We start from the raw sequence: 19,314 nt of genomic DNA, 5'->3' as shown, positions 1-19,314 counted from the left end.
CCCCATGGCGACTCGATACCGGCCGCACATCAGTCTGGTCGGCCTCATCTACATCATCATCGGCATATTCATCGCGTGGGACCGCGGCTACATCACCGAGGGCCTGCTCCAACGCGTCGTCAGCGCGCTGCTGGCCATCTTCCTCTGGGTCCTCGTCCTGCTCGGCGTGGACTTCCACATCGATTTCTGAACCCCGACCCGGCATGGGCCGTCCCGAACCCCCCGCCCCGGGACGGCCCGTGTCCTGTACGACAGGTCCCCATCGCGCTTCGGCCATAGACCGCACAGCGCCAGAAAAGCTACGTTCCGCCCATGACGAAAAAAGACTGCAGTTGCGGACATGGCGGCGGGTGCTCATGCCCGAAGGGCTGCTCCTGCGGCTGCAACGGCTGACCCCTGGGCCGTTCCCGACGTCCTACTCGGGGGCGGGCGCGCGCCAGAAGGTCGGGGTGTCGGAGTCCGCGCCGGTGGCAAGGATGTCGGGGCCCATCGTGGTCAGGGTGGTGATGCGCTGATCGCCGGGGCCCGCCAGGCCCGGGACGTCGAGGCGACGCCAGGCCGCGCCGTCGGAGGAGGCCAGCACGGCGGCGTCCCCGTTCATCGTGGCGGTCACGACGAAACCCCGCGGGCTCGGCGTGACGGCGGTCGCGACCAGGCCGGGGCCGCCCAGGGTGCGCCGTGTCCAGGTGGCACCGCCGTCGGCGGAGACCAATGCCGTCTTGTCGGCGGCGATCGCCACCAGGCTGTCGCCTCTCGCGGCGACCTGGGTCAGGGGGACGGTGAGGCCGGGCGGGAGCTTGGCGGGCGTCCACCTGAGGCCGTCCCGGGAGGTCCAGGCGGCGGGCGCCCTGCCCTTGCCTCCGACCGCCACGTATCCCGAGCCCGTCGCGGTCACGTCGGCGGGAGCGCCGTCGATGCCCGTGCGCCGCCAGGCGCGCAGGTCCGCGGAACGCCAGGCCGCGCCGGTTCCGACCGCGACGTGGCCGGACGGCCCGCTGGTGACGGCCACCGGAGGCGGGCCGCCGGGGAACGCGGCCTTACGCCAGACCAGACCGTCCTTGGAGGTCATCGCGAGGGGGCCGGAAGACGCGCCCGAGACGCGGCCCACGGCCAGCCAGCCGGGCTCGCCGTGCGCGACGTCGGAGAGCCGGCCGCCGGTCGCGGGGAACCGGGAGCGCGTCCAGGAGCGGCCGTCGGGGGTCGTCCAGATCGCGGCACGGCCGTTGGTGCTGCCGACCGCGACGGAGCGCCCCGGGCCCGCGGCCACCGAGCCGATCGAACGTTCGGGGTGGACGGCGCCCGGAACGGTGCGCAGGTCCACGCCGAGCAGGTAGGCGTCGTCGCCCTGCCGTCCGGACACGGCGAGCCGCTCGCCGGCGACCGTCAGCCCGCTGCTCCGCACCGGTGCGGCGAGGGTTCCGCCCGGCCGCCAGGTGCGGCCGTCGGCGCTGCGCAGCACGGTGTGCGCGCCCTTCGCCGCCTTGACGATGACGGCGAGGCCGGACGGCGTCCCGTCGAAGCGGTCGATGCCGGCGCCGCCGAACTTGCCTGCGACCCGCCACTGCAGGCCGTCCGGCGAGGTGAACAGGAGGCCGAAGCGCTTCGTCCTGCGGTGCTTCTTCCGGCCGGTCGTCTGCTTGCCCTCGCGCACGGTCGCGAACCCGCCGGGGCCCGTCGTGAGCCCCTTGGTCGAGCCGTACGATCCCTGCGCCTGCGGGATGCCGACGTGCGTCCACGTCCGGCCGCCGTCCGCGGAGCGCCAGAGGCCGTCGGCGCCGACGGTCCGGGTGACCTTCTTCTTGCCCCGCTTCTCGGTGATCTTCTTGGAGTACGTCCCGTGGGCCATCACGACGTTCCCCGCGGCCGCCACGCGGTCGAGGCCGGTGATCCCCGGGATGCCGTCGATGCGCTGCCACGCGCGTCCGTCCGCCGAACTCCAGGCGACGGCGCGGCCGCCGGAGGCGCCCACGGCGACGAAGCCCTGGCCGGTGCGGGTCAGGTCGTTCACCCGGTCCGCCGGTGTGAAGCCCGCGGCGGGCGTGCGGCGGGTCCAGGTCCCGGCATCGCCGCTCGTCCACGCCACCACGCCGCCGCCGGACGACCGGCCGAGCGCCACCCAGCGTCCGTTCCCGCCGGAGAGGAGCCGCGGGGTGTCGCCGGACGGCGGCGCCGAACCGTCCGGGCCGCGCAGCTTCGCGAGCGACCAGGCGCGTCCGGTGCCGGCGGAGACGACGAACCGGGTCCGCTCCCGGCCGGGGACGCCGTCGCCCTCGGTGCCCGCGGCGACGATCGTCCCGCCCGCGGAGGCGATGGTCGTGAGGTCCTGGACGAGCCCGTCGGTCGCGGCGGCCGGATCGGGGGCGAACAGCCCGTCCGCGGGGATCGGGCCGGGGATGCCCGGTGTGCCCGGTTCGTCGTCGCCCTGGGCGACCACGAAGATCACCCCGCCGGCGACCACGACGAGCCCGGCCGCGACCGTCCCGCGCACCCGCAGCCGCCGCGTCGGCCCCGTCCGCATCGCCGGCGCCCGGTCCGGCTTCGGCGGCCCGGCGACCAGCACGTCATACGGATCGGGCTTCGCCTTCACGCCCCTCGGCGACCCGGGCGCGGCCTTCGTCCTCGCGGGCTTCGGCTTGGCAGGCTTCGGCTTGGCGGCCTTCGGCTTGGCGGCCTTCGGCTTCGGGGCCGCTTCCGGCGGAGCCTCCGCGCGGACGGCGTTGAGGCTCGTGGCCTTCGGTGCGCGCTCGCGGGGCGGAGCGCCGTGGCCCCAGGTCAGGCCGGCGGCGCGCCAGGCCTCGTAGGCGCGCTGCCAGGGCGACAGGGCGGCGGGCATGTCGGCGAGATCGCCGGCGACCCCGAACGTGAGGCGCCGCCGGACGTCGCGGGAGCCCGCCGGCTCCTCCTCGGCCGTCCGCCGCGCCTCATCCTGCTCCGGGGTCCTCGCCGTCACACGCGCTCCTTCACGGTCCTGTCGGACCACTATCAAATCGCGCCACGGGAGCCCTTGTACGGACATCGCGTGAACGGCGGCCGATGGGGCCGCTGAGCGTTCTATCGCCTCAAGTCCGGCGTATCCGATCTTTTACCTCGATCGCTCCCTTATAGGCATAACCCCGGATGTGCAGGACCGGTGCGCCCGGCGCCCGGTCGCCGTACACCTCCGCCGACACCCCCGCACCGCCGGTCTCCACGCGGACGCCCGTCGGCACGATGATCTGGACGGTGGACTTGTAGGCGAGCACCCACAGGGTCGTGACCTGGCCGTCCAGTTCGGCGTCGCGGAGGTCGAGCAGGCCCGTGCCCTTGTAGACGACCGTCGTGAACCGTTCGGGCGGGCGCCAGCGTCCGGCCCGCTTGACCGAGCCCTTGTAGGCGACCTGGAACCGGCCCGCCGGCCCGTGCCCGGCCGATCCCGGGGCCGCCCGGCCGGACGGCAGGTCGGCGGCCACGGCGTCCAGTTCGCCATGCGTGCGCGCGGCGAGGACCAGGTCGATGCGCTCGTCCAGCTCCGTCTCACTCAGCCGCCCCTCGGCGAAGGCGGTGTGGAGCCGGACGAGCATCTCGTCGCGGTCGCTGTCCGAGGCGCGCAGCGCGGGCGCGGCCTGGTCGTGCTGCTCGACGCTCATCGCATCTCCCCTTCGAGGCGTTCCGCCTCCGCAGCCTGGTCCCTCCACCGCCTGGAGGGTCAAGACGCGATGTATCTTAACTCCCCGCCGCTCGGCTTTCGAGACATTCGGCCGCATCCCGACGCGCGATCATGGCTGCGCCCTTTCCGGACGTCCGTCCACTAGATTCGGATCAGCCCGTTCATCGAGGTGAGGGGGGACGATTCATGGGCGGGACGCCCGGCCGCGCGCACGGCCCGTACACGCTGTACGACCTGGACGAGCTCCCCGAGGAGGGCCGCCGCTACGAGCTCGCCGACGGCTGGCTGCACGAGCTGCCGGGCGACCTCTGGCACGACCACGCGGCCCAGCAGCTCAAGACGATCCTGAAGGACGCGGCCCGCCAGGCCGACGCCGACGTCCACGTCGCCGGCGCCCCGCAGGACGTCACGACCCCGGCCGGCATCCGCAAACCGGACGTCTTCGCCGTGGCCCGCGACGTCGCCCGCGCCGCGCTCGAACGCCGGACCCGGACCTACTACGGCCCCGACCTCATCCTGGTCGCCGAGGTCGTCACGCCGCGCACGGTCAACGAGCAGATCGACCGCGTCCGCAAGGTGGAGGAGTACGCCGCGACGGGCATCCCGCACTACTGGCTGGTCGACCTGGAGCCCCGCCCCGCCATCACCCTGCTGGAACTCCGCGACGACCACTACGAGCTGACCGGCAAGGCCCGCTCCGGCGAGACCGTCACGCTCGACCGCCCCTTCCCCATCGCCTTCGACCCGGCCCGCCTCTCCGAAATGGACTGAGGCGGCACAGGCCGGGCGACGCGAACGTCGGGAGATCGTCCCGACCGTCTAGGCTCGGTGCGTGCTGCTGCTCACGACGCTCGACGCCTGGCAGGCCCAGGCCGGCCCCCGTTTCGTCCTGTCCGAGGCAGGGGCCGTGTGGGCACCGGACGACGAGTCCGGGCCGCTCGCCGTCGCCGACGACGTGTTCAAGGACGGCCAGGTCGTCGCCGTCACCCTGGACCCCGCCCCCGGGGCGATGCCTCCGCGCGGGGTGATCGACCGGACGACGGCGTCCCGCGTCCGCTATGTCCGGCGCGGCCCGGACGGGCGGCACGTCGCGGTGCTGGACCGGCCCGCGACCGCCGAGGCGCTGGATCTGCTGCCGCATCCGGAGGGCGGCTGGTACCGGGAGACGTGGCGGTCGGACGTCGCGTTCACGCCGGACGGCTACCCGGGCGAGCGCGCCGGCGCCACCGGCATCTACTTCCTGCTGCCGCCCGGCGAGGAGTCGATCTGGCACGCTGTGCGGTCCGCGGAGGTCTGGTTGTGGCACAGCGGCGGCCCGCTGACGCTGCTCCTCGGCGGGGGCGGGGACCTTCCGTCCGACACGCCGGAGGCGGTCACGCTCGGTGCGGACCTGGCGGACGGGCAGGTTCCGCAGGCCGTCGTCCCGGCCGGCGTCTGGCAGGCGGCGCACCCGGCCGGGGACGAGGAGGTCCTGGTGAGCTGCGTCGTCTCCCCCGGTTTCGACTTCGCCGACTTCCGCGCCCTGCCCTGACCCCGGCGTGTCAGCGCTTGCGGCGCGGGCGCACCATCTGCTCGGCCCAGAACGGCTGCATGACCCGGCCGATCGCTTTCACGACCGTGCGCAACTCCTCGTCCGACAGCGACCCGAACACGTCCGCGCCCACCTCGTCGGCGAGGGCGCGGGCTCGGCGGTGCAGGTCGAGCCCGTCCTCGGTGATGCGGACGGAGTGGCGCCGCCGGTCGCGCGGGTCGCGGGTGCGCTCGCAGAGCCCCCGCGCCTCCAGGTCGTCGACGAGGCCGACCATCAGCGTGGGGTCGAGCAGCAGGTATCCGGCCATCTCCTGCTGCGACAGCGTGTCGGACGTGCTGAGCATCGCCAGCACCAGGAAGTGCCGTACCCGGATGCCGAGCGGTTTCAGGTCCTCTTCCAGCCGCTGCTCCAGCCACCATCCGCATTTGGACAGCTGGAAGCCGGCCAGGGACGCGAGCCCCTCCGGCAGCCCGTCCCGCATGGAACCCTCCACCATGGCAGCAGGTTATATCCGTTCGATCATCGGTTGACTCGATAGTAGAAAAGTTCGACTATTGAGAAATGTCACCGACTCTTGGGCTCTTCGCCCTCAATCTGCACTCCTGCGCCGAGCCGCGGGTCGCCGCACGCGTCGCCAAGCTGGCCGAGGACCTCGGATACGACTCGGTGTGGGTGGGCGACCACGTCGTCCTGCCGAGCCCGCGCGTCGACCCGTCCCCGGCCGAGCCGGACGCACCCTTCCTGGATCCGCTGGTCGCCCTCGCCCACCTCGCCGCTCACACCCAGCGGATCGCGCTCGGCACCGGGGTCGTCGTCCTGCCGCAGCGGAACCCGCTCGTGCTCGCCAAGCAGCTCGCCAGCGTCGACGTGCTCAGCGGAGGACGGCTCATCTTCGGGGCCGCCGCCGGGTACCTGGAGCCGGAGATGCGCGCGGTCGGGGTCCCGCCGGAGGGGCGGGGGGAACGCGCCGACGAGTACCTGGCGGCCATGCGGTCGCTCTGGTACGACGACAAGCCCGCCTTCCACGGGCGCCACGTGGACTTCGAGGGCGTGGACGCGCATCCGCGTCCCGTCCAGCGCCCGATCCCCGTCGTGACCGGAGGGCACAGCCCGGCGGCGCTCCGCCGGGCCGCGCGGCACGCGGACGGGTGGTACGGGTGGATGCTCGGGCGGCGCGCCGCCGCGGAGCTGATCCCCCGGGTGCGCGCACTCCGCGAAGAGGCGGGCAGGGAGCCCCTGCACATCTCGGTCAGCCCGCCGAGACTCCCGGACGCCGAGTTCGTCCGGGCCTACGCGGACCTGGGGGTGGACCGCTTGATCGTCGTCCCGCCCATGGGCGCCACGGCGTCCGACCTGGAGCGCTTCGTCGAGGACCACGCCCCGCGCAGGCTGGGCGCCCGGCCCGCCGCCTGAGGGAACGGTGCGCCGCCCCCGTGCGTGGCCTCACAGGGGCGGCGCACCGCGGGCTCAGTCGGACGAGAACGCCGCGTCGAAGGAGGCGGTGGGCGGCTCCATCGCGTTGAGGGCGCGGACGAACTCCAGGGCCTCGGGCGCGCCCTGCAGGCGGTCCATGCCGGCGTCCTCCCACTCGACCGAGATCGGACCGGAGTAGCCGATCGAGTTCAGCGCGCGGAAGACGTCCTCCCACGGGACGTCGCCGCGGCCGGTGGAGATGAAGTCCCAGCCGCGCCGCAGGTCGGCCCACGGCAGGTGCGAGGAGAGGCGCCCGCGTCGGCCGTCGCCCGTGCGGACCTTGGTGTCCTTGCAGTCGACGTGGTAGATCCGGTCGCGGAAGTCGAACAGGAAGCCGACCGGGTCGAGCTCCTGCCAGACGAAGTGGGACGGGTCGAAGTTCAGCCCGAACGCGGGACGGTGCCCGATCGCCTCCAGCGTCCGGACGGTCGTCCAGTAGTCGTAGGCGATCTCACTCGGGTGCACCTCGTGCGCGAACCGGACGCCGACCTCGTCGAACACGTCCAGGATCGGGTTCCAGCGGTCGGCGAAGTCGGCGTAGCCGCGCTCCACCATCGCGTCGGGGGTGGGCGGGAACATCGCGACCGTGTGCCAGATCGAGGAGCCGGTGAAGCCGACGACCGTGTCGACGCCGAGCTTCGCGGCGGCCCGCGCGGTGTCCATGATCTCGGCGGCCGCGCGCCGCCGGACGCCCTCGGGCTCCCCGTCGCCCCAGATCCGCTCGGGCAGGATCGCCTGGTGCCGCTCGTCCGGGTGGTCGCAGACGGCCTGCCCGACGAGATGGTTGGAGATCGCCCACACCTTGAGGTCGTGCTTGGCGAGCGTCTCCAGCCTCCGCGGGACGTAGCCGTCGTCGGCGAGGGCCTTGTCGACCTCGAAGTGGTCGCCCCAGCAGGCGATCTCCAGGCCCTCGTAGCCCCAGCCCGAGGCCAGCCGGCAGACCTCCTCGAACGGCAGGTCCGCCCACTGGCCGGTGAACAGGGTGATCGGTCGTGCCATCATGCGCTCCCTTCGACGTCGACCCAGCATCGGGACGCGGCGCTGTCCGCGACCGCGGCGAGGACGCGCTGCACCTGCAGGCCGTCGGCGAACGACGGGCGCGGGTCGGTCCCGTCGGCGATGGCGGTGAGCAGGTCGGCGATCTGGTGGGTGAACGTGTGCTCGTACCCCAGGATGTGACCGGGCGGCCACCACCGTCCGGCGTACGGGTGGACGGGCTCGGTGACCATGATCCGGCGGAAGCCGGCCGTCTCCGCGTCCTCGTTCCGGTCGTGGAACCAGAGTTCGTTGAGCGACTCCAGGTCGAACGACAGCGCCCCGGACGTGCCGCTGACCTCGATCCGCAGCGAGTTCTTGCGTCCCGTCGCGAACCGGGTCGCCTCGAACGTGGCGAGCGCGCCGGCGTCGGTGCGTCCGATGAACAGGGCCGCGTCGTCCACGGTGACCTGGGCCGTGCCGCCGCCCGGCGCCGGGCGTTCCGGGACGAACGTGTCCATCAGCGCCGACACGCCGACGAGCGACTGCCCGGTGATGAACTGCGCGGTGTCGATGATGTGCGCGCCGATGTCGCCGAGCGCCCCCGTCCCGGCCCTGTCACGGTCCATCCGCCAGGTGAACGGGGCCTCCGGGTCGGCCAGCCAGTCCTGGAGGTACTGCGCCCGGATGTGCCGGACGGTGCCGATGCGTCCCTCGTCCACGAACCTGCGCGCGAGGGTGACCGCCGGGACGCGCCGGTAGTTGAACCCGACCATCGACCGGACGCCGCGCCCTCGGGCCCGTTCGGCGGCGGCGGCCATCGCCTCCGCCTCCGCTACGGAGTTGGCGAGGGGCTTCTCGCACAGCACGTGCTTGCCCGCGTCGAGGGCGGCGACCGCGATCTCGGCGTGGCTGTCGCCCGGCGTGCAGATGTCGACGAGCTGGACGTCGTCGCGGCGGAGCAGCTCCTTCCAGTCGGTCTCCACCGACGCCCAGCCGAGCGCCGCGGCGGCGGCGCCGGCGCGCTCGGCGGAACGGCCGGCCAGGGCGGTCATGACGGGTGTCAGCGGCGGCCCGAAGAACGGCCCCACACTGCGCCACGCCTGGGAGTGGGCGCGCCCCATGAACGCGTGCCCGACCATCCCGACTCCGACGGTCGTCATGTTCTGCTCACCTCTCTGTCGTTGCCGGCGCGCCGCCTGGGGGAAGGGAGGCGGACGCGCCGGCGCCCCCGTCGCTCAGGACTCGAAGCCGAGCGGCATGTACGTGGCGACGTTGTCCTTGGTGACCGTCTCGGAAGCCAGGGTGATCGACTGGGGCACCTGCAGCTCGACCAGGTCGGTCATGCCCTTGCCCTGCGCGATCAGCCGGCCCAGCTTGATCGCGGACGCGGCCATCGTCGGCGGGTAGGTGACGGTCGCCTCCAGCACGCCGCCGCCCGACTTGATCTCGCGCATCGCGTTGGCCGACCCGGCGCCGCCGACCATGAAGAACTCCTTGCGGCCGGACTGCTTGATGGCGGCGAGCACGCCGACGCCCTGGTCGTCGTCGTGGTTCCACATCGCGTCGATCTTCTTGTGCGCCTGGAGCAGGTTCGCCGCGACCTGGTTGCCGGACTCGACGGTGAACTTCGCGTCCTGCTTCGCGGTGACGGAGAACCCGTAGGACTTCAGCGCGTCCGCGAAGCCCTTGCTGCGGTCCTGCGTCAGCGGCAGCGTCGCGATGCCCTGGATCTCCACGATGACCGGGTTCGAGGCGCCCTTGTCCTTCAGCTTCCTGCCGATGTGGTGGCCGGCGGAGACGCCCATGCCGTAGTTGTCGCCGCCGATCCACGTCCGGTACGACAGCTTGTCGGGGAAGACGCGGTCGAGGTTGAGGACCGGGATGCCGGCGTCCATCGCCTTGCGGGCGACCTGGTTCAGCTGCTCGCCGTCGTTCGGCAGGATCACCAGCACGTTCACCTTCGCCCGGATCAGCGACTCGACCGCGGAGATCTGCTGGTTGATGTCGTTGGTCGGCTCGACCGGCTTGAACGTCACGTCCTTGTACTTCTTGGCCTGGCCCTCGGCGTTCTTGGCGATCGCCGCGATCCAGCCGTGGTCCGCGGCGGGCGCGGAGAACCCGATGGTGACCTGCTTGCCGGGCTTGTCGTTGTCGCCGCCGAGCGAGCCGGACTGCGCGGCCGGCGTGGAGTCGCTCTTCTCGCTGTTGCCGGTGCAGGCCGCGGCGAGGCTGCCGGCCGCGACGACGGCACCGCCGAACAGGACGCCTCTGCGGCTCGGACGAGGGCTCTGATCACGCATGACGTGCTCCTGGTGAAGGGATGGGTCGTCCCCCGCCGCGCGCTCCCCGGGACGCGCGGCGCCGGACGTGTGGGGTGGTGGACCTGCGGATGTGGACGTGGAGGGGGTGGTGGGCGTGCCGGTGGTGGACGTGGATGGGGTGGACGCCGGAAGGTCAGGTGGGCGAGCGGAGCCCGCGGCGCTGCAGCAGCACGGCGATCACGATGATCACGCCCTTGGCGATCAGCTGGTCGCTGGTCTGCAGGCCGTTCAGGATGAACAGGTTGGTGATGACGGTGAACACCAGCACGCCGAGGATCGACCCCACGACGGTGCCGCGGCCGCCGGTGAGCAGCGTCCCGCCGATGATCACGGCGGCGATCGCGTCGAGCTCGTACAGGTCGCCGTGGGTGCTGGAGCCGGTGGTGGTGCGCGCCATGATGATGATCGCGGCGATGCCGCAGCAGAAGCCGGACAGCGCGTACAGCAGCAGGGTGTGCCGGCGGACGTTGATGCCGGCCAGCCGGGCCGCCTCCGGGTTGCCGCCGACGGCGAACGTCCGGCGGCCGAACGTGGTGCGGTTGAGCAGCAGCCATCCGGCGACCGCGACCGCCGCGAAGATGTACACGACGAGCGGCAGCCCCAGCACCTTGGTGGTGGACAGCGCCTCGACCGCGTCGTTCTCCGGCCGGACGAGCTGGGTCCTGCGGTCCGACATCCGCTGCGCCAGCCCCCGCGCCGCGACGAGCATCGCGAGCGTGGCGATGAACGGGACCAGCCGGCCGTAGGAGATCAGCAGGCCGGACACGATGCCCGACCCCGTCCCCACGAGGATCGCGCACATCGCCATCACGGCGGGGCCGTAGGACTGCGTCGCCACCGTGGTTGCCCACACCGACGCCAGCGCCATCACCGACCCGACGGACAGGTCGATCCCGCCGCCGATGATCACGAACGTCTGGCCGACGGTGATCACGCCGATGGTGGCGGCCAGCGCCAGGATCCCGACCACGTTCCCGGACGTGGCGAAGTTGTCCCGCTCGGTCACCAGGCCGACGACCGCGAGCAGCACCAGCGCGGCGACCAGCCCGAGATGGTGGATCTCGCGGCTCCCCGCCCCGCCGCCCCGCGCGAACGGCCGCCACGGCCCCCCGCCCGGGGACTTCCCGATCGCGAGCGCCCCGCCGCGCTCGCCCACCCCTACGTCTTTCCGGGGGGTCTGAGGGGCCGACCCCCCGGAGTGATACGTGTCGGTCACAGGGCACTCCCTTCCATGATCATGTTGAGCACGGCGCCCTCGTCGAGGTCGCGGGCGTCGCCGGTGTGCACGATGCGGCCCTCCCGGACGACGAGGACCCGGTCGGCGAGCCCGAGCACCTCGGGGACCTCGCTGGACACCAGCAGCACCCCGATCCCGCGTCCGGCCAGTTCGCGGATCACCGCGTACAGCTCGGCGCGGGCGCCGACGTCGACGCCGCGGGTCGGCTCGTCCAGGATCAGCAGCCGCAGCCCGGCCGCGCCGAGCAGCCAGCGCGCGAGCACGACCTTCTGCTGGTTGCCGCCCGACAGCGTCACCACGGGGCGTCTCGGATCGGGCGGGCGGATGTCGAGCGCCTGGATCTGGCGGCGCACGTCGGCGAGTTCGCGGCGGCGGCTGAGCCAGCCGAACGACGCGTACCGGGACAGCCCGGCGACGCTGACGTTCCCGGCGACGGTCTCGTTCATCAGCAGCGCCTGGCTCTTGCGCTCCTCCGGCGCCATGCCCATGCCGCGCCGCACCGCCGCGCCCGTGTCGCCGGGACGGACGGGACGCCCGTCGACGAGCACCCGCCCCCGCGCGGGACGCCGCGCGCCGTAGACGGTCTCCAGGATCTCCGAGCGCCCGGAGCCGACGAGCCCGGCGAGGCCGACGATCTCGCCCGCGCGGACGGTGAGCGACACGTCCTCGAACGCGCCGGGCAGCGTGAGGTTCTCGACCCGGAGCACCTCGGGACGGTCGTCGGCGGGCTCCGGCCGCTCCGGGAACACGTACTCCACGTCGCGTCCCGTCATCAGGGACACGATCTGATCGGTCGAAGTGCTCTGCGCGGGCAGCCCGCCCGCGACGGAACGGCCGTCCTTGAGCACGGTGACCCGGTCGCCGATCTGGCGGATCTCCTCCAGCCGGTGCGAGATGTAGACGACCGCGACGCCGGCGGCGGTCAGCTCGCGGATGATGCGGAAGAGGTTGTCCACCTCGTCGTGGGCGAGCGCGGCGGACGGCTCGTCCATCACGATCAGCCGGGCGTCGTGCGACAGCGCCCGGGCCATGCTGACGACCTGCTTGCCCGCGGCCGGCAGCCGCCCGACCTCGCGCCGCGGCGGGATCTCACCGTGCCCGAGGCGGCCGAGCAGTTCCCGCGCCGCCCGCTCGGCGTCGCCGCGCCGGGTGAAGCCGAAGGTCGCCTTCTCGTGGCCGAGGAAGATGTTCTCGGCGACCGACAGGCCGTCCACCAGGTCGAGTTCCTGGTAGATGGTCGCGATCCCGGCCCGCATCGCGGCGGTGGGACCGGCGAGCCGCACCGGCCGCCCGGCGAAGACGATCTCGCCCGCGTCCGGCTGGTGCGCGCCGGCGAGCACCTTGATCAGCGTCGACTTGCCGGCGCCGTTCTGCCCGAGCAGGCAGTGCACCTCGCCGGGGCGGACGTCGAGGTCGACGCCGTCCAGCGCGCGGACGCCGGGGAACTGCTTGACGATGCCGCGCATCCGCAGCAGCGGTTCGGGTTCGGACGAGCCCATCGGGCCTCCTCGGGGGGCCGAAAAGAGGTCAGGACGCGGAGAAGGAGAAGACGTGGTCGCTGATGAGCCGGGCGCCGCCGACCACGCCGGCCGCGCCGGCGAGCTCGGACAGCACGATCGGGAGGTTGCCGGTCGCGAGCGGCGCGGACCGGCGGTAGACGACACTGCGGATCTCGGCGAGCAGCGCGTGGCCGAGGCCCGCGACGCCGCCCGCGATGATGACGAGGCCGGGGTTGAAGAAGCTGACCAGCCCGGCGAGCACCTGCCCGACGTGCCGGCCGCCCTCCCGGATGATCTGCACGGCGACCGGGTCGCCCGCGGCGGCCGCCTCGCCGACGTGCTCGGCCGACAGCTCCCCGTGGGTCTCCAGCAGCGCCGCGAGCTGCGCCGACTCCCCGGACCGCGCCGCGGTCTCGGCGTCCCGGGCGAGCGCCGCGCCGCCGAAGTAGGCCTCCAGGCACCCCGCGTTGCCGCAGGCGCAGATGGGCCCGTCGTCGTCGACGCGGATGTGCCCGATGTCGCCGGCGCTGCCGGACACGCCCCGGTAGATGGCGCCGTCCACCACGATGCCGCAGCCGATACCGGTGCCGATCTTGACCAGCAGGAAGTCGTCCACCGACCGTGCGAGCCCCGCGTGCAGCTCGCCGAGCGCCATGAGGTTCACGTCGTTGTCGACGAGCACCGGGCAGCCGAGCTCCTGCCCGATCGCGTCCCGCACCGGGAACCGGTCCCAGCCCGGCATGATCGGCGGGACGACCGGCATGCCGTCCCGGAAGCTGACCGGCCCGGGGACGCCGATGCCGGTCCCGTGCACCTGCGGGATCAGGCCCTCGTCGCGCAGCTTGCCGAGCAGGTCCAGCGCCCGGTCGAGCACCACGGTCGCCCCCTGGCGGACGTCGCACTGCTCGCTCACATGGCCGAGCACCTCCAGCGCGCCGTCGGTCACCGCGACGTCGATCGAGGTGGCCCCGATGTCGAACGCCACGAACCGCAGGCTCGGCGACAGCCGGACGATCCCGGACCGCCGGCCGCCGCGCGAGGCGGCCAGCCCCGCGCCCTCCACCAGGCCGAGCTCGACCAGCCGGTCGAGTTCGACGGCCAGTTTCGACCGCGACAGCCGGACGACGTCGCCCAGCTCGGCGCGCGAGCGCGGCCCCTCGTCACGCAGCAGCCGCAGCAGGCGTGCCTGATGCACGTTCTGCGGACGAGCCGACATGCGCATCACGCCGTCCTCTCGGGATCGATCCGGAGCCGTGTGACCCCGGTCTCATGCCGAGACCGTAACCGGCTTTCGCCGTCTTGAGAAGACCTTTTCCCTAGATCATTCGAACTTTCTCCACTCAGAGGACAAAGATGGACGAGCAACGGCCCCGCGCCGCCGCGCGAGAGGCGCGGCGGCGCGGGGCCGTCGGTGAAGACCGGCGGACGCGGGTCCGGTCAGTAACTGACCGGCTGGCGGCCGCTGCTCATGGTTCGCATGATGTGCTCGACCAGGGTGATGAGGACGCGTTTGGCGTCCTCGCGGTCGCGCACGTCGCAGGAGATCACCGGGATGTCGGGGGCCAGGTCGAGGGCGTCGCGGACCTGCTGGGCCGTGTGCTGCCCGGCGCCGTCGAACCGGTTGACCCCGATGATGAACGGGACGCCGCGGCGTTCGAAGTAGTCGACCGAGGCGAAGCAGTCGGCGAGCCGGCGGGTGTCGACGAGGACGACCGCGCCGAGCGCGCCCTTGGCCAGTTCGTCCCACATGAACCAGAACCGGTCCTGGCCCGGAGTGCCGAAGACGAACAGCACCAGGCCGTTGGGCAGGGTGATACGGCCGAAGTCCATCGCCACGGTCGTCGTCGTCTTGTTGGCGACGGCCGTGGTGTCGTCGACTCCGATGCTCTTCTCGGTCAGCGCCTCCTCGGTGCGCAGCGGGCGGATCTCGCTGACCGCGCTGACCAGGGTGGTCTTGCCGACGCCGAAACCACCGGCCACGAGGATCTTGACCGTCAGCGCCGAGTCGCCCTGGTGGGGGCCCGTGTCAGAGCGCACGGATTCCATCGATCACTTCCTTGAGTACGCGCTCGCTGGGGAACTGCGCCACCGGCGCGGGTCGCCGGACCTGTATCAGCGAGTGGTCGAGCAGGTCACCGAGCAGGACACGGACGACCCCGAGGGGAAGTTCCAGATCCGACGCTATCTCGGCGACCGACAACGGGGTGCGGCAAAGCTCCAGGATCATGTCATGTTCGGGCTCCGGCGCCCACGGGTTCACCGGAAGCGCGTGGGCGTCGTCCGCCGCCTCCGGTGGTTCGGCGACGGCGATCAGCGCGACCAGGTCGAACTCCACGCCGTCGTAGTGCGTCCGGCCTCCGGTGAGCGCGTACGGGCGCACGACGGGGCCCGCCGCGTCGTCGTACCAGGCCGTGCCGCCCATGTCACGCTCCGCCGGTCTCGGCTGCGGCCCTCGGGTTCGCCGACAGATGCTGCCCGACCCGGGTGACCAGCATCGCCATCTCGTAGGCGATGATCCCGAGGTCGGCGTCGGCGTCGGCGAGGACCGCCAGGCAGGCGCCCTGCCCGGCGGCGGTGACGAACAGGAACGACGACTCCATCTCCACGATCGTCTGCCGGACGGGGCCGCCGCCGAACGACTCCCCCGCACCGCGCGCGAGGCTCTGGAAGCTCGCGGCCACGGCGGACAGGTGGTCGGACTCCTCGGCGGACAGCCCGCTGGACGCGGCCATCCGCAGCCCGTCGCTCGACAGCACCACCGCGTTCTGCACGGGAGCGACCCGCTGGACGAGGCTGTCCAGCAGCCAGTTCAGCTCACCGCCGGATCCGCCCGGGAACTCCGCGCCGGAGTGCTGGGCATGTGTCATGGGGTGTCGTCCTCCTGGTCACCTGGGTTGCCTGCGGTCTCAACGTCGACGGCGTCCTGCCTGCCGCGCTCCCAGCCGCGCTGCATGGCGGACATCATCGATCGCATCGTCTCGGGCGAGCGGGGCTCGCCGTCCTCCGGTCCCTCGTCTCCCGGAACGGTCCCCGCGTCGCCCTCGGGCGGTGCGGCGTCCGCGGGAACCGCGTCCATCGGGACGGGCGCCGCGAGCGGCATCCCGGCCGGCTCGGGCGCCGGCGGCGGTTCGGGCGGGGCCTCCCCCTGCGCGGCGAGGTGCGCGTCCACACGCTGCTTGAGCTGGGGCGCCAGATGCGTCTGCCGCCTGCGCTTCGGCAGCTCGCCGTCCTTCAGCGGCGGCGTGGGCTCCGGGGGCGCCTCGGCGGACGCGGGTTCGGGCTCCGGCGCGGGCGGCTCGGCGGGTTCGGCGGGACGCGCCGATCCGGCCGAGAGCGGCTCGGCGACGAGCCGCACGACCCCGCCCGAGTCGGTCCGGTCACCTGAGGGAGCACCACCCCCCGAAAGAGCAGGCCTGTCTCCTGTGAGTGGACGACCCCCCACACCCCCCGTAATAGCCGTCTGGTCCGGCTCGATCGCGGGCCGGGTGAACGCCGAAAGTGCCGCGGCCGGGTCGGACACCGTCTGCATCGGCCCGGTGGTGCGGCGCACCGCCGGCGCCTCCGGTTCCGCGTTCTCCACGATGAGCGAGCCCGGGATCAGCGCGATCGCGGTCGTCCCGCCGTACGGGGACGGGCGGAGCGTGACGGTGATGTCGTGCCGCTCGGCGAGCCGTGCGACGACGAACAGCCCGAGCTGGGCGCTGTCGGACGGGTCGAACTCGGGCGGGTTGGCGAGCCGCTCGTTGGCGGCGCGCAGCGCCTCCTCGGTCATGCCGAGCCCGCGGTCCTCGACCTCGATCGCGAAGCCGCTGGCGACCGGCTGCCCGCTGACCCGCACCGGCGACTGCGGCGGCGAGAACGTGGTGGCGTTCTCCACCACCTCGGCGAGCAGGTGGATGACGTCGGCGACGGCGGAGCCGAGCAGCGCGAGGCGCGGCAGCGGCTGCACCCGGACGCGCGGGTAGTCCTCGACCTCGGCGACCGCGCCGCGCACCACGTCCACCAGCGGGACGGGGCGCCGCCAGCCGCGGCCCGCCGTCTTCCCGGCGAGGATGACCAGGCCCTCGGCGTGCCGGCGCATGCGGGTCGCGAGGTGGTCGAGGCGGAACAGGTCGGACAGCTCGGACGGGTCCTCGGTGCGGCGCTCCATCGTGTCGAGCAGGCTGAGCTGGCGGTGCAGCAGCGCCTGGTTGCGGCGCGCGAGGTTGACGAACACCTCGCTGATGCCGCGCCGCGCCGCGACCTCGCCCTCCGCGGCCACCAGCACGGCCTCGCGGGCGCGGTCGAACGAGTCGGCGATCTGCCGGATCTCGGTGATCCGGTACTCGACGCCGGGTTCGGGCTCGGGCTCGGCGGGGTCCCCGGCGCGGATCTGCTCGGCGAGCAGCGGCAGCCGCTTCCGGGTGAAGTCCACGACGCCGCCGGCGAGCGTGCGGCACTCGCGCAGCAGCCGCCGGGAGACCCGGACCGCGATCAGCGTGGACAGCACGATCGCGAGCAGGCCGAGGCCGCCCGCCAGGCCGAGCCGCGCGAACGAGCGGATCGCGATGCCCTGGGCGTGGCCGATGACCTCGTCGAGGGTCTCGTTCTCGAAGTCGTACAGGCGGCCGTTGGCGGTGTCGGCGACGGACCGCCACACCGCCGGGTCGACGGTCGGGGCGCGGGCGCCGCGGGCGGCGCCCTGTCCCGCGCCCGTCTTCGCGCCTGCGGTCTGGCGGGTCGTGCGGGGCGCGTCCGCGCCATGGATCACCTGGTCCTCCAGCTCGCGGAGCTCGATGAACTGCGGCGACGCGATGAGGCGCTGGTAGCTGGCGCGGGACTTGTCCGGCAGGTTCGGCGCGTTGTCGGCGTACAGCATCCGCTGCGCCCCGACGAGCTGCGCGAAATCGCCGCGCTCGGCGGCGGTGATGTGCCCGGCGGCGAGCGCGCCCGTCAGCAGGGCGTCCTCGCGGGCCATGAACTCGCGGGCGCGGCCGACGGCGATGAGAGTGCGGGTGTCGGCGACGATGAGCCCGTCTCCGGGCGTCGCCGAGGTGTAGACGGCGAAGGCCGCGTCGATGATCTCGTCGTACTGGCGGAGCACGTGGCTGCGGTCGGCGACCCGCTCGTCCACGCTGCGGCGGATCGCCTCGAGGTTGCCGGCCTTCTGCACGAGCCCGTCGATCCGCCGGACCGTCGCGGGGAGGATCGAGCCGCGCAGCCCCTTGTCCTGGGCGCCCTGGCGGACCGCCTCGGCGGCCTTGTCGGTGGTCTGCCGCTGCGTCCGCATCGTGCCGAGGTCGGTGCCGCGGGTGCCGCCGAGCTCCGCCGTCGAGAGCCGCCGCTCCTTCTGCACCGCGTCGATGAGCCGCTGCGCGGGCAGCACCGTCTTCTCTTGGAACTTGCGGCTCTGCAGGAGCAGGTGCGCGTCGCCGTAGGTGATGCCGGTGACGAACACCCACAGCGAGGCGATCGCCAGCAGCGGCACGAGGACCAGCAGGGTGATCCTCGCCCGGATGGAGGAGAGACGCGGGCCCATCACGGCTGGCGGACCCTGCTCAATGGCGTCGCCTTCGGCATTGGGGGGCGGTACATGCGGGGGAAACCTCCCGATGCGTGGAGTACGGGGGTGTGCGGGAGCCTACTACGTCGCGGGTTCACGATGACCGGTCATCTGATCACCGTGCGCCACCTCCTCTTCGTCGGGCCAGGTCAGGACGTGCTCCATCAGTGCGACGAGCACCTCCTTGGACGACTCGCGGCGGCGGACGTCGCACAGCACCACCGGGACGTCCGGATCCAGGTCGAGCGCGATCGCGACGTCCTGCGCCCGGTGGGTCCGGACGCCGTCGAAGCAGTTCACGGCCACGACGAACGGCACGCCGCGGCGCTCGAAGTAGTCGATCGCGGGAAAGCAGCTCTTCAGCCGGCGGGTGTCGGCCAGCACGACGGCGCCGATCGCGCCGGAGGCGAGCTCGTCCCACATGAACCAGAAGCGCTCCTGGCCGGGCGTGCCGAACAGGTAGAGCAGCAGCTGGTCCGACAGGGTGATCCGGCCGAAGTCCATGGCGACGGTGGTGGTCTCCTTGGCGCCGATGCCGGACACGTCGTCGACCGCGACGCCGCGGTCGGTCAGCGGCTCCTCGGTGTGCAGCGGCCTGATCTCGCTGATCGAGCCCACCATGGTGGTCTTCCCGGCGCCGAACCCGCCCGCGATGAGGATCTTCGTCGTGACGAGCGGCCGGTCCGCCAGGCCCGGCGGCCCGTCAGAGTGCGCGGAGACCATTGAGCACCTCCCTCAGCACGCCCTTCGGCGGGCGGCGGCCCTCGGCCGGCCGCGCCTCGGCCACCACCGCGACGAGGCCCTCGTCCCGCAGGTCGCCGAGCAGGACCCGGACGACGCCGATGGGCAGGCCGAGGTCCGCCGCGAGGTCGACGACCGGCAGGGGCCGCGCGCAGCCGCGCAGCACACGCGTGTGGTCCGGGCTGTAGCGAAGCCGGTCGCCCGCCGGGACGCCGGTGGCCGCGACCACCGCGATGAGCTCGAAGCCCGCGCCGTCCGGCCGGGTCCGTCCCCGGGTCATCGCGTACGGGCGCACGACCGGACCGGCGTCCCGGTCCAGCCACCGCTCTGCCGACGGGGTCATCGG

At 73.0% G+C, this 19,314-nt stretch carries 19 protein-coding genes; 4 read left to right on the top strand and 15 right to left on the bottom strand.

Annotated elements, in window-relative coordinates; translation table 11 throughout:
• Positions 1-4: 4 nt before the first annotated feature.
• Positions 5-190, top strand: coding sequence for a hypothetical protein (locus ACQPZP_RS11615; RefSeq protein ID WP_433467754.1), 186 nt, complete (start codon positions 5-7; stop codon positions 188-190).
• Positions 191-415: 225 nt separating this feature from the next.
• Here ACQPZP_RS11615 and ACQPZP_RS11610 read toward each other — a convergent pair whose 3' ends face one another.
• Positions 416-2,950 (bottom strand): hypothetical protein, encoded by a 2,535-nt coding sequence (locus tag ACQPZP_RS11610; RefSeq protein ID WP_433477635.1) that lies wholly within the window; start codon positions 2,948-2,950, stop codon positions 416-418.
• 109 nt (positions 2,951-3,059) lie between these two features.
• Positions 3,060-3,626 (bottom strand): DUF1707 SHOCT-like domain-containing protein, encoded by a 567-nt coding sequence (locus ACQPZP_RS11605; protein WP_433477634.1) that lies wholly within the window; start codon positions 3,624-3,626, stop codon positions 3,060-3,062.
• 206 nt (positions 3,627-3,832) lie between these two features.
• On the opposite strand from ACQPZP_RS11605, the gene ACQPZP_RS11600 reads away from it, so the two are divergent.
• Both ACQPZP_RS11600 and ACQPZP_RS11595 read left to right on the top strand, forming a co-directional pair.
• Positions 3,833-4,417 (top strand): Uma2 family endonuclease, encoded by a 585-nt coding sequence (locus ACQPZP_RS11600; RefSeq protein WP_433477633.1) that lies wholly within the window; start codon positions 3,833-3,835, stop codon positions 4,415-4,417.
• Between the two features lie 61 nt (positions 4,418-4,478).
• On the top strand, positions 4,479-5,177 hold the full coding sequence (locus ACQPZP_RS11595) for a cupin domain-containing protein (protein WP_433477632.1): 699 nt from the start codon (positions 4,479-4,481) through the stop codon (positions 5,175-5,177).
• A 10-nt stretch (positions 5,178-5,187) separates the two neighbouring features.
• On the opposite strand, the gene ACQPZP_RS11590 is transcribed toward ACQPZP_RS11595, so the two are convergent.
• Complete coding sequence (locus ACQPZP_RS11590) at positions 5,188-5,673, bottom strand: MarR family winged helix-turn-helix transcriptional regulator (RefSeq protein WP_433477631.1); 486 nt, start codon at positions 5,671-5,673, stop codon at positions 5,188-5,190.
• Between the two features lie 65 nt (positions 5,674-5,738).
• Between ACQPZP_RS11590 and ACQPZP_RS11585 the strand changes: the two genes are divergently transcribed.
• Positions 5,739-6,590 carry an LLM class F420-dependent oxidoreductase gene (locus ACQPZP_RS11585; RefSeq protein WP_433477630.1) on the top strand — a complete coding sequence of 284 codons (852 nt, stop codon included), beginning with the start codon at positions 5,739-5,741 and terminating at the stop codon, positions 6,588-6,590.
• Between the two features lie 54 nt (positions 6,591-6,644).
• On the opposite strand, the gene ACQPZP_RS11580 is transcribed toward ACQPZP_RS11585, so the two are convergent.
• From ACQPZP_RS11580 to ACQPZP_RS11525, 12 genes are all read right to left on the bottom strand, one after another.
• Entirely contained in the window at positions 6,645-7,649 is a 1,005-nt protein-coding gene (locus ACQPZP_RS11580) for a sugar phosphate isomerase/epimerase family protein (protein ID WP_433479590.1), read from the bottom strand.
• A complete protein-coding gene (locus ACQPZP_RS11575; protein ID WP_433477629.1) occupies positions 7,649-8,788 on the bottom strand; it encodes a Gfo/Idh/MocA family protein in 1,140 nt (379 codons plus the stop codon). Before ACQPZP_RS11575 ends, ACQPZP_RS11580 begins: the two co-directional genes overlap by 1 nt.
• Before the next feature lie 75 nt (positions 8,789-8,863).
• Positions 8,864-9,928, bottom strand: coding sequence for an ABC transporter substrate-binding protein (locus ACQPZP_RS11570; RefSeq protein WP_433477628.1), 1,065 nt, complete (start codon positions 9,926-9,928; stop codon positions 8,864-8,866).
• A gap of 154 nt (positions 9,929-10,082) precedes the next feature.
• Complete coding sequence (locus ACQPZP_RS11565; protein ID WP_433477627.1) at positions 10,083-11,105, bottom strand: ABC transporter permease; 1,023 nt, start codon at positions 11,103-11,105, stop codon at positions 10,083-10,085.
• Positions 11,106-11,161: 56 nt separating this feature from the next.
• Positions 11,162-12,685: a sugar ABC transporter ATP-binding protein gene (locus ACQPZP_RS11560; RefSeq protein WP_433467744.1), complete on the bottom strand. Its 1,524-nt coding sequence runs from the start codon at positions 12,683-12,685 to the stop codon at positions 11,162-11,164.
• Positions 12,686-12,713: 28 nt separating this feature from the next.
• On the bottom strand, positions 12,714-13,907 hold the full coding sequence (locus tag ACQPZP_RS11555) for an ROK family protein (RefSeq protein ID WP_433477626.1): 1,194 nt from the start codon (positions 13,905-13,907) through the stop codon (positions 12,714-12,716).
• A 215-nt stretch (positions 13,908-14,122) separates the two neighbouring features.
• Positions 14,123-14,731 (bottom strand): GTP-binding protein, encoded by a 609-nt coding sequence (locus ACQPZP_RS11550; RefSeq protein WP_433477625.1) that lies wholly within the window; start codon positions 14,729-14,731, stop codon positions 14,123-14,125.
• A complete protein-coding gene (locus tag ACQPZP_RS11545; protein WP_433467741.1) occupies positions 14,712-15,107 on the bottom strand; it encodes a DUF742 domain-containing protein in 396 nt (131 codons plus the stop codon). Before ACQPZP_RS11545 ends, ACQPZP_RS11550 begins: the two co-directional genes overlap by 20 nt.
• Position 15,108: 1 nt before the next feature.
• On the bottom strand, positions 15,109-15,552 hold the full coding sequence (locus ACQPZP_RS11540) for a roadblock/LC7 domain-containing protein (protein ID WP_433467740.1): 444 nt from the start codon (positions 15,550-15,552) through the stop codon (positions 15,109-15,111).
• On the bottom strand, positions 15,549-18,203 hold the full coding sequence (locus ACQPZP_RS11535) for a sensor histidine kinase (protein ID WP_433477624.1): 2,655 nt from the start codon (positions 18,201-18,203) through the stop codon (positions 15,549-15,551). Before ACQPZP_RS11535 ends, ACQPZP_RS11540 begins: the two co-directional genes overlap by 4 nt.
• Before the next feature lie 105 nt (positions 18,204-18,308).
• Positions 18,309-18,950: a GTP-binding protein gene (locus tag ACQPZP_RS11530; protein ID WP_433477623.1), complete on the bottom strand. Its 642-nt coding sequence runs from the start codon at positions 18,948-18,950 to the stop codon at positions 18,309-18,311.
• The gene (locus ACQPZP_RS11525) at positions 18,931-19,311 is read right to left on the bottom strand and encodes a DUF742 domain-containing protein (RefSeq protein ID WP_433477622.1); all 381 of its coding nucleotides are present in this window, start codon (positions 19,309-19,311) and stop codon (positions 18,931-18,933) included. The genes ACQPZP_RS11530 and ACQPZP_RS11525 overlap by 20 nt, the downstream gene beginning before the upstream one ends.
• Positions 19,312-19,314: the final 3 nt, after the last annotated feature.

The sequence above is a fragment of the Spirillospora sp. CA-142024 genome (assembly GCF_050942325.1).
In the GTDB taxonomy this organism is placed as follows: domain Bacteria; phylum Actinomycetota; class Actinomycetes; order Streptosporangiales; family Streptosporangiaceae; genus Spirillospora.
Note: the sequence above shows the minus strand (reverse complement) of the source record. Positions and strands in the feature narration are given on the sequence as shown.

Excerpts from the sequence above, each read along its gene's own strand:
- ACQPZP_RS11550 (WP_433477625.1), bottom strand. The coding sequence starts at position 14,731 with ATGGAATCCGTGCGCTCTGACACGGGCCCCCACCAGGGCGACTCGGCG.
- ACQPZP_RS11540 (WP_433467740.1), bottom strand. The coding sequence starts at position 15,552 with ATGACACATGCCCAGCACTCCGGCGCGGAGTTCCCGGGCGGATCCGGC.
- ACQPZP_RS11530 (WP_433477623.1), bottom strand. The coding sequence starts at position 18,950 with ATGGTCTCCGCGCACTCTGACGGGCCGCCGGGCCTGGCGGACCGGCCG.
- ACQPZP_RS11600 (WP_433477633.1), top strand. The coding sequence starts at position 3,833 with ATGGGCGGGACGCCCGGCCGCGCGCACGGCCCGTACACGCTGTACGAC.
- ACQPZP_RS11545 (WP_433467741.1), bottom strand. The coding sequence starts at position 15,107 with ATGGGCGGCACGGCCTGGTACGACGACGCGGCGGGCCCCGTCGTGCGC.
- ACQPZP_RS11575 (WP_433477629.1), bottom strand. The coding sequence starts at position 8,788 with ATGACGACCGTCGGAGTCGGGATGGTCGGGCACGCGTTCATGGGGCGC.
- ACQPZP_RS11535 (WP_433477624.1), bottom strand. The coding sequence starts at position 18,203 with ATGGGCCCGCGTCTCTCCTCCATCCGGGCGAGGATCACCCTGCTGGTC.
- ACQPZP_RS11590 (WP_433477631.1), bottom strand. The coding sequence starts at position 5,673 with ATGGTGGAGGGTTCCATGCGGGACGGGCTGCCGGAGGGGCTCGCGTCC.
- ACQPZP_RS11525 (WP_433477622.1), bottom strand. The coding sequence starts at position 19,311 with ATGACCCCGTCGGCAGAGCGGTGGCTGGACCGGGACGCCGGTCCGGTC.
- ACQPZP_RS11615 (WP_433467754.1), top strand. The coding sequence starts at position 5 with ATGGCGACTCGATACCGGCCGCACATCAGTCTGGTCGGCCTCATCTAC.
- ACQPZP_RS11570 (WP_433477628.1), bottom strand. The coding sequence starts at position 9,928 with ATGCGTGATCAGAGCCCTCGTCCGAGCCGCAGAGGCGTCCTGTTCGGC.
- ACQPZP_RS11605 (WP_433477634.1), bottom strand. The coding sequence starts at position 3,626 with ATGAGCGTCGAGCAGCACGACCAGGCCGCGCCCGCGCTGCGCGCCTCG.
- ACQPZP_RS11555 (WP_433477626.1), bottom strand. The coding sequence starts at position 13,907 with ATGCGCATGTCGGCTCGTCCGCAGAACGTGCATCAGGCACGCCTGCTG.
- ACQPZP_RS11585 (WP_433477630.1), top strand. The coding sequence starts at position 5,739 with ATGTCACCGACTCTTGGGCTCTTCGCCCTCAATCTGCACTCCTGCGCC.
- ACQPZP_RS11560 (WP_433467744.1), bottom strand. The coding sequence starts at position 12,685 with ATGGGCTCGTCCGAACCCGAACCGCTGCTGCGGATGCGCGGCATCGTC.
- ACQPZP_RS11580 (WP_433479590.1), bottom strand. The coding sequence starts at position 7,649 with ATGGCACGACCGATCACCCTGTTCACCGGCCAGTGGGCGGACCTGCCG.